Origin of the sequence: Streptomyces sodiiphilus, assembly GCF_039529215.1 — a bacterium.
Classification (GTDB): Bacteria; Actinomycetota; Actinomycetes; order Streptomycetales; family Streptomycetaceae; genus Streptomyces; species Streptomyces sodiiphilus.
Map to the genome: position 1 here is coordinate 67,007 of NZ_BAAAMJ010000070.1, position 6,895 is coordinate 73,901.

General features: G+C 74.6%; 8 protein-coding genes. 1 reads left to right on the forward strand and 7 read right to left on the reverse strand.

Features of this window, described 5'->3' with window-relative positions; all coding sequences use genetic code 11:
* Positions 1 to 15 precede the first annotated feature (15 nt).
* Both ABD299_RS22810 and ABD299_RS22815 read right to left on the reverse strand, forming a co-directional pair.
* Positions 16 to 1,023, reverse strand: coding sequence for an asparaginase (locus ABD299_RS22810; RefSeq protein ID WP_344265941.1), 1,008 nt, complete (start codon positions 1,021 to 1,023; stop codon positions 16 to 18).
* Positions 1,024 to 1,062: 39 nt separating this feature from the next.
* Positions 1,063 to 1,599, reverse strand: coding sequence for an RsiG family protein (locus tag ABD299_RS22815; protein ID WP_425581400.1), 537 nt, complete (start codon positions 1,597 to 1,599; stop codon positions 1,063 to 1,065).
* A gap of 161 nt (positions 1,600 to 1,760) precedes the next feature.
* On the opposite strand from ABD299_RS22815, the gene dtd reads away from it, so the two are divergent.
* Positions 1,761 to 2,186, forward strand: a complete 426-nt coding sequence (gene dtd, locus ABD299_RS22820) for a D-aminoacyl-tRNA deacylase (protein ID WP_344265944.1) — start codon at positions 1,761 to 1,763, stop codon at positions 2,184 to 2,186.
* A 21-nt stretch (positions 2,187 to 2,207) separates the two neighbouring features.
* On the opposite strand, the gene ygfZ is transcribed toward dtd, so the two are convergent.
* Genes ygfZ through ABD299_RS22845 form a run of 5 tightly spaced genes read right to left on the reverse strand, consistent with a single transcriptional unit; the run spans position 2,208 to position 6,694 of the window.
* Positions 2,208 to 3,179 carry a CAF17-like 4Fe-4S cluster assembly/insertion protein YgfZ gene (gene ygfZ, locus ABD299_RS22825; protein WP_344265947.1) on the reverse strand — a complete coding sequence of 324 codons (972 nt, stop codon included), beginning with the start codon at positions 3,177 to 3,179 and terminating at the stop codon, positions 2,208 to 2,210.
* Between the two features lie 9 nt (positions 3,180 to 3,188).
* Positions 3,189 to 3,638, reverse strand: a complete 450-nt coding sequence (locus tag ABD299_RS22830; protein WP_344265950.1) for a Fur family transcriptional regulator — start codon at positions 3,636 to 3,638, stop codon at positions 3,189 to 3,191.
* Positions 3,639 to 3,687: 49 nt separating this feature from the next.
* Positions 3,688 to 4,740: an ABC transporter substrate-binding protein gene (locus ABD299_RS22835; RefSeq protein WP_344265953.1), complete on the reverse strand. Its 1,053-nt coding sequence runs from the start codon at positions 4,738 to 4,740 to the stop codon at positions 3,688 to 3,690.
* Between the two features lie 8 nt (positions 4,741 to 4,748).
* A complete protein-coding gene (locus tag ABD299_RS22840) occupies positions 4,749 to 5,585 on the reverse strand; it encodes an ABC transporter ATP-binding protein (RefSeq protein ID WP_344265955.1) in 837 nt (278 codons plus the stop codon).
* Positions 5,585 to 6,694: a FecCD family ABC transporter permease gene (locus tag ABD299_RS22845; protein WP_425581401.1), complete on the reverse strand. Its 1,110-nt coding sequence runs from the start codon at positions 6,692 to 6,694 to the stop codon at positions 5,585 to 5,587. The genes ABD299_RS22840 and ABD299_RS22845 overlap by 1 nt, the downstream gene beginning before the upstream one ends.
* Positions 6,695 to 6,895: the final 201 nt, after the last annotated feature.

The window sequence follows — 6,895 nt, forward strand, 5'->3', positions numbered from 1 at the left end:
CGTGCCGGCCACTCCTCACCAGACGGAGCGGACCTCGCCGACCCGGCCGCCGCCGCCGTGCACGGGCGCCTCCGCGAGCCGTGCCAGCACCGGGGAGTCCACTCCGAGGACGGCCAGCGCGGCGGCCAGCACCGGGCCGCGCGCCCGGGCGCCGCCGTCCTCGATCTTGAACGCCAGGGCCCGGCCGTCCTCCAGAGCCACCGCGTGCACCGCCTCCGCCCCCGCCTTCGACAGCGCGCCGGGCACCTCGCGCATCAGCCACGTGTCGTCCCGCTCGGTGCCCGCCACGTACTCGGGGTGCGCCCGCATCGCGTCCGCGACCCGCCGCTCGGGGCTGCCGGGCTCCGCCAGGACGTAGCCGCGGAAGGCACGCGCCAGGCCGGTCAGGGAGAAGGCCATCAGCGGCGCCCCGCACCCGTCCACGCCGGTGTGCGCGACCTTCTCGCCGGTGGCCGCCTCGATGGTCTCGCGGACCAGCACCTGCAGCGGGTGGCCGGGGTCGGTGTAGGTGGCCGTGGGCCAGCCGCGCTCGCGGCACGCGGCGAGCATCGCGGCGTGCTTGCCCGAGCAGTTCATCGCGATCCGGGTCCGGCCCTCTCCCGCGGCCAGCACGGCCTCCATGGTCGCCGGGTGCTGGGGCAGGTCCGGCGGGCAGTGCAGATCCGCCTCCGTCAGACCGTGCTCGGCCAGCATCCGGGCCACCAGCTCGCGGTGGAAGTCCTGCCCCGCGTGACTGGCCGCCGCCAGCGCCAGCCGCTCGCCCGACAGCTCCAGGCCCGCCCGCAGGACGGCCGCCGCCTGCATCGGCTTGTTGCTGGACCGCGGGAACACCGGGGAGGTGACATCGCCGACGGCCCGCAGCACCGAGCCGTCGGCGTTCAGCAGCACCAGCGCGCCGCGGTGGCGGCCCTCGGTGAAGCCGGAGCGCGTCACCTCGGCCAGAACGGGGGCCGGCTGGGCGGGTTGGGCGGGGGATGGCCGGGCGGGTTGGGCGGGGGATATCTGCGCGGGCTGGGAGGACATCGGCGGCCTTCCGGGGAGGGGGACGTACGTGTGCGGGCGTCAGGTCAGCAGGTCATCGACCTGCGCCTCCCCCTCACGGTACCTGCGGGTGATCTCCGCCCCGCAGCTGTCCGCGGTCCGGTGGACGGCCCGCCGGCGGCGCGAGACCTCTGCCTCGCAGGCCGTCAGCCGCGCCAGCGCGGCACGCAGCTCGTGGTCGGTCAGGGTGCTCAGGTCGGAGAGGGAGATCTCGGCGAGCATCTCCTCGACCAGCCGCCGGTACTCCTCACCGGCCGGGGTGCCCAGCCGCACATGGCGGGCCGAGCGCTGCCGGGCCGGGCCGTCGGCCAGGATCTGCGGCAGTGAGGCCAGCACTCCCGTCTCCGGGCCGGACCGCCGCCGCTGCTCGGCGCGCAGAATGTCGACGCGGCCCTGCAGTAACCGCCGCACGTAGCTGAGGTCCGCCTCCTCGCGCTGCGCGGTGCGGTACCGGGCGCGCAGCTGGGCCAGCCCCAGCCGGCGCAGCCCTTCCGGGACCTCGCCGGTGCCGGACGCGGAGGGAACGGTGCCGCGAGGGCCGGTATCCGATGTCATCATCCGACTTTCTTCTCTCGTGCCGGTTTCTCCCCGGTCGCGTGATACGTGACCGTCCCCGCATGGTGCCACCGCCCGGCCGCCGGGCGCAGCGACTTGCCCCCCATCCGGGGGCCGGTCCCGCCGACGGAACGATCCGGCACCCGCTCCGGCATGATGAGGCCATGCGAGCAGTGGTGCAGCGGGTGGACGGCGCCCGCGTGACGGTGGACGGCGTGACGGTGGGCGAGATCACGGGGGAGGGCCTGTGCGCCCTGATCGGGGTGACCCATCAGGACACCGAGGCCACCGCCGCCCGGCTGGCCGCCAAACTGTGGTCGCTGCGCATCCTGGACGGCGAGAAGTCCTGCTCGGACGTGGGGGCGCCGCTGCTGGTGATCTCCCAGTTCACCCTCTACGGCGACGCCCGCAAGGGCCGCCGCCCCACCTGGAACGCCGCCGCGCCCGGGGAGGTGGCCGAGCCGCTGGTGGACGCCGTGTGCGACCGGCTGCGGGAGCTCGGGGCGAGGGTGGAGACCGGCCGCTTCGGCGCGAAGATGCGGGTCTCCCTCACCAACGACGGGCCCTTCACCGTCCTGCTGGAGGTCTGAGACCCCGGCCTCGGACACCACCTACGGCGCGACCACCGTCTCCTGCGCCGCCGGGGTGGTGCCGGCCAGCAGCTCCGCGTCCACCGGGACGTTCCTCTTGACCAGCGCCAGCGCGATCGGCCCCAGCTCGTGGTGGCGCGCCGAAGTGGTCACGAACCCGAGCTGCCGCCCCTCCGGGCCGTCGGACGCCAGGCGCACCGGGTCACCGTGCTCCGGAATGCTCACCTCGCTGCCGTCCAGGTGCAGGAACACCAGGCGGCGCGGCGGCTTCCCCAGGTTGTGCACCCGCGCCACCGTCTCCTGGCCCCGGTAGCAGCCCTTCTGGAGATGGACCGCGCTCTCCAGCCAGCCCAGCTCGTGCGGGATGGTCCGGTGATCGGTCTCCCGGCCCAGGCGGGGCCGGTGCGCCTCCACCCGCAGCGCCTCGTACGCCAGTACGCCCGCGGCCGGCCCCGCCGAGGCGGCGAAGGACTCCAGCTTCTCGCGGGGCAGGAAGACGTCCCGCCCGTACGCCGTCTGACGGACCGTCGTACCGGCGGGCAGCTCGGCGATCGAACCCGCCGGCAGGTACACCACCGCGAAGTCCGCCGAGCGGTCGGCGACCTCGGCGCGGTAGAAGAACTTCATGCTCTCCAGATAGCCGGTCAGCGCCTCCGCGCGGCCCGGCTCGGTGTGCAGCCAGCAGGTCTCCCCGTCGTCCACCAGATACAGGGCGTGCTCCACATGCCCCTTGGCGGACAGGATCAGCGCCTCGGTGGCGTGGCCGGGGGGCAGCTGCTCGACGTGCTGGGTCAGCAGCAGGTGCAGCCAGGCCAGCCGGTCCGGGCCGGTGACCGTCACCACCGGCCGGTGGGAGAGGTCCACGAACCCCTCGCCGCGCGCCAGCGCGCGCTGTTCGCGGAACAGGTCGCCGTAGTGCGCGGCGACCCCCGCGTCGGGAGCCTCGGCGGCGACCGCGCCGGGCAGGGACAGCAGCGGGCTCTGGTAGGGCATACCGCCAGCTTACGACCCGCCGCCGACGGTCCCCTCGCCCTGGGAGGCCGCGCACTCGCGGCAGCAGCCGAAGATGGCGAAGTGCCGCACGTCGGTCTCGAAACCGAAGGTGTCCCGCAGCCGCGCGGCGAAATCCTCCGCCAGGGAGACGTCCGCCTCGATGACCCGGTCGCAGCACCGGCACACCAGGTGCATGTGGTGGTGGCGCTCGGCCAGGTGATAGGTGGGGGCGCCGTGGCCCAGGTGGGCGTGCGAGACCAGCCCCAGCTCCTCCAGCAGTTCCAGGGTGCGGTAGACCGTGGAGATGTTCACCCCGCCCGCCGTCCGCCTGACCTCCGCGAGGATGTCGTCCGGGGTGGAGTGCTCCAGCTTCTCGACGGCCTCCAGCACCAGCTGCCGCTGCGGGGTCAGCCGGTAGCCGCGCTTGCGCAGGTCGGCCTGCCAGTCGGTGCTCACCACGCTGCCAGTGTAGGCGGGGCGTGACAGCGGCCACTCCGGCCGCGTCCGCTCAGCCGCCGGTCACCTCGAGCAGGTAGTCGGTGAGCGCGGAGACGGCGGCCGGGTTGCGCGGGCTCTCCACCAGATCCGCGTAGTCCAGCACGAAGAACCGTTCGTTCTTGATCGCCGAGACCCCGGCGAGGGGCCGGTAGGACAACAGGAACTCCTTCTTCTGCTCCGCGGAGGTGTCCCCGTAGTCGTTGATGACGATCACTTCGGGGTCGCGTTCCACCACCGTCTCCCAGCCGACCGTCGTCCAGGAATCGGCGAGGTCGCCCATGACGTGGTCGCCGCCCGCCCGGGTGATGATGTCGTGCGGGCCCGCGTACATGCCGGAGGTCAGCGGGGCGTCGCGGCCGTCGTCGTAGAGAAAGACCCGCAGCCGGTCCTCTCCCTTCGGGGCCCGGGCCCGCGCGTCGGCCACCTCCTCGCGGAACTCCTCGATCAGCGCCCCGGCCCGCTCCTCCACACCGAAGATCGTGCCCAGCGCGGCGAGATCGGTGTAGAGGGCCTCAAGCGGCGGCATCACACCGCGCTCGGTGCCCTCGCCGCCGGGGCGGCAGGACTCGGTCAGCACGTAGGAGGCGATGCCGTGTCCGGCAAGGGTGTCCGGGGTCACCCCGCTGTACTCGCCGAAGCCGTAGTTCCAGCCGGCGAAGACGAAGTCCGCGTCGGCGTCCAGTACCAGCTCCATGCTGATGCGGCTGGTGGACAGCCACTCGGTCCGCTCGTAGCCGTCCTTCCAGGGCACCGCCTCCACGTCGCCCCTGTCGTCGGCCATGGCGTAACCGGCCATCCGGTCGGCCAGGCCGAGCGCGAACATGATCTCGGTGATGCCGACGTCGTAGCTGACCGCGCGCTCCGGGGCACGGTCGAACGTCAGCTTCTCGCCGCAGTTCTCCACGGTCACCGGGTAGTGCCCGGCCCCGCTCCCGGCGGCCTCCGGGTCCGTTTCCGCGATCTGTGCCCCGCAGCCGGTGAGGGCCGGCAGGAGCAGCAGCGCGCACACCGCCGGGGCGCGGCGGGTTGTGAAGCGGGCGGCCGGGTCGGTGGTGGAACTCATCATCGCCTTCACAGGGGGTCGGGGGAGCCGGCACCGGCCCCGGGGTGAGGGGTGCCGCCCGGCGGGTCCGCCAGGCGGTCGAAGAGCAGCTGCACGGTGCCCGTCGCGGGGTGCCGCACCCGGTGGGCGCGGACCTTGAACACCTCGGCCAGCAGGGGCGGGGTGAGCACCTCGTCCGGGGTGCCGGAGGCGACGACGCGCCCCCGGTCCAGGACGTACAGCAGGTCGCAGTGGCGGGCGGCCAGGTTCAGGTCGTGCAGGGCGGTCAGCACGGTGGGGCCGTCCCGGCCCGGGCCGCCGCCCACCAGGGACAGCACCTCCAGCTGCTGGGCGATGTCCAGGTGGTTGGTGGGCTCGTCCAGCACCAGCACCCGGGGCTGCTGGGCGAGCGCGCGGGCGATGAGTACGCGCTGCTTCTCGCCGCCCGACAGCCCCAGGTAGCCGCGGTGGGCCAGGTGCGCGGCGCCCACGCGGGCCAGCGCGGCCTCGCACGCCGGCCGGTCCGCCTCACCGGGCCGGCCGGCGGCCGACTGGTGCGGGATGCGGCCCATGGCCACCACCTCGGCCACCGTGAAGTCGAAGTCGTGGCCGGTCTCCTGCGGCAGCGCCGCCAGCCGCCGGGCGCCCTCCCGGGGGGTCAGCGCCCGCAGGTCGTCGCCGTCCAGCCGGACGGTTCCGCCGCTGGGGCGGGCGGCCCGATAGACGCAGCGCAGCAGGCTGGACTTGCCGCTGCCGTTGGGGCCGACCAGCCCCGCCGTCACCCCGGGGGCGGCGCGCAGCGTGACGTCGTCCACCAGCCGGGTGCCGGCGATCTCCACGGTGAGCCCTTCGATGTCCAGCCGCATCAGGCACCCCCGAAGGTGTAGCCGCGGCGGCGCATCAGCAGCAGGAAGCAGGGGACGCCGATGACGGCGGTCAGGACCCCGGCGGGCAGCTCGGCCGGGGCCAGCAGCAGCCGCGAGCCGATGTCCACCCAGACCAGCAGCACGGCGCCGGCCAGCGGGGCCAGGACCAGCACCCGGCGGTGGTCCGCGCCGACCAGGATGCGCACGGCGTGCGGGACCATCAGGCCCACGAAGCCGATCGCGCCGCTGACCGCGACCACCGTCCCGGTGACGGCGGCGGCCGTCACGAACAGCTCCCGGCGCAGCCGGCCCGGGTCCACGCCGAGCGCGGCGGCCGTCTCGTCGCCCATCGCCAGCGCGTTGAGCCGGCGGGCGGACAGCCACAGGTGGGCCAGCCCCGCCAGCACGGCACAGGCGGCCACCGGAACCGACGCCCAGGTCGCCCCGCCCAGACTGCCCAGCAGCCACATCATCGCCGAGCGGGCCGCCTCGCCGCGGTCGGCGGCGAACACCATGAGCGTCGTGATCGAGGAGAAGCCGTAGTACATGGCGGTGCCCGTCAGCACCAGGCGCAGCGGAGTCAGCCCGTGCGGGGTGCGGGCGGCGGCGTACACCAGCAGCATGGCGAGCATCGCCGAGCAGAACGCCGCGCCGGACAGCGCCCACACTCCCAGGGCGCCGAACGAGCCGAACAGCAGCACCGCGTTGGCGCCCACCGCCGCGCCGGAGGAGATGCCGAGAGTGAACGGGTCGGCGAGCGCGTTGCGGACCATCGCCTGGACGGCGACGCCGACGGTGGCCAGGCCGGCCCCGACGACGGCGGCCAGCACGGTGCGCGGGAACCGGATCTCCCACACGATGGTGTAGGCCGCCGCGTCCCGCGGGTCCAGGGTGCCGCCGGTCAGCCCCGCGGTCAGCAGCCGCAGGGCCTCCGGCCAGGTGAGGCCCGCGGAGCCCAGGACCACTCCGCACAGCAGCGACACCGCCAGCACGGCGGTCAGCAGGAGGGCCGGCGGGCCCGGGGACATCCGTCCGGGACGCGGGGGCGGCGGGGTCTTCGGGGCGGGCGCCCGGGAGGGCGTGGCGTCGCTGTGCGCCGTCGTGGCCACGGGCTCGACCGCCTTCGCACCGGGCCGTGGAGGTACGGGCAGGAGCCGCCTTCCGGTACGCGGGCACCGGGGCCTTGCGTCCCCTCGCAGACCACGGCGAGTTGTCAGGAGCGTGTGCCGGCGCGGGTGATCGGGCTCGCGGAGCGGGTGCTCCGCCTACCGTTGCGGGTCAGCGCCGGACTTGGACCGGACTTCCCCCAC